Here is a 1,364-nt window from a genome sequence, read left to right as displayed (position 1 = left end):
GGTCAGCCTCGGTGGCGGAACGGGCGCGGTGGTGACCGGGATCGCCGTCTCGGAGCTCGTCTACCTGTTCAGGGTGATTTTCGGCGACGCCACACTGACGCTCGGCGGCATCCTGATGGCCGCCCTCGACGGCTACCTGCTCTCGGTCGGGTTCCGCTTCGGCGGGGTGCCCGGGCGGTGGGCCGCCGAGGCCCTGGGCACGGCGACGCTGCGGGAGACCGTGGCCGGCTGGGCCGCCCAGGCGCTGATCCGGGGCAGCGTGGGCGGGGCGACCTCCGCGGGACTGACCACCTTCGCCCACGACGTGGTCAACGTGGCGACCGGCGAGGGGTCCTGGTCCGGCATCGACACCTATGTGGCGAACATGGCGCTGGGCGCGGTGATCGGGATCGTCGCGGAATTCGTGCTGGCCCCGGCCCTGCGGGAGGTCCTGGTGAGGGCGCGCGGCGCGCTCACCACGGCTGCCGGGACCGCCGCACGACTGCGCGCGGCCGGCTGGGGAGCCCGGGAGTGGGTCCAGGTCTCGACCGAGGCGGTCGCCAACCTGCGGGCCACCCTCGGTGCCTTCCTGGGGGAGGCGGCGGCCCGTGGCTTCGCCGCCGCGATGGCCGCCCGGCTGGCCGAGGTCGCCACCGAACTGGGCGGCCGCGAACTGGCCCGGTACGTCCTCGAACTCGCCGGGGCACGGTTGACCCTCGCGGCGAGCGCCGGGCTGGAGCGCCTGCTCCCGGCCCTGGAGGCGGTCGCCCCCGCCCGGGCGCACGCCGTCGCCCGTACCCTCGCCAAGCACCCGGCGGAGACCGTCCACCTGCTGGAGGTGCTGACCACCCTCGACCAGGCCGCGACCCGGCGGCTCGTCGCCGGGACCTTCACCTCCACCGAGGACCTCGCCGCCTTCCTGGGGCGGATCGCGAAGTACACCCCCGCCGAGCAGCGCGCGGCCCTGCGGCTGCTCGCCGAACTGGACGTCGTGGCCGCCGAACCCGTCCCGGCCGGGACGCCCGCCGAGCTGGCCCGCCGCCAGTTCGCCGCCTCGTTGCGGATCCAGGCGGCCGGGGCGGAGACGGAGGTCCGCCGCCTGGAGGAGGAACTCGCCGGGATCCTCGACAAGGCCCACGCGGCCGAGGCCCGCGGCAACACCCGGCGGGCGGGCGCGTTCCGGAGCCGGGCCGAGGAGTTGCGGACCAGGATCGAGGCCCAGCGGGCGCGCGCCGCCGAGGCGCGCGCCGAGGCCGCCCGGGGGGCGACCGCGCCGCCGGAGCTGCCGGCCCCGGCGGACATCGAGCGGGCGTTGGAGCAGCTGGAGAGTGGAGGCAGCGCGCAGACCTGGATCTGGCTGCCCGCCGGTATGCGGTTCCGGGACC

The 1,364-nt window shown here is 76.6% G+C and carries 1 protein-coding gene; it reads left to right on the top strand.

The annotated features are described in order from the left end of the window. Positions 1-1,364 (top strand): hypothetical protein (locus ACFQ87_RS39315; RefSeq protein ID WP_380615750.1); only part of this gene is annotated, 1,364 nt, incomplete at both ends.

The sequence above is a fragment of the Kitasatospora sp. NPDC056531 genome (assembly GCF_042794375.1).
Classification (GTDB): domain Bacteria; phylum Actinomycetota; class Actinomycetes; order Streptomycetales; family Streptomycetaceae; genus Kitasatospora.
Note: the sequence above shows the minus strand (reverse complement) of the source record. Positions and strands in the feature narration are given on the sequence as shown.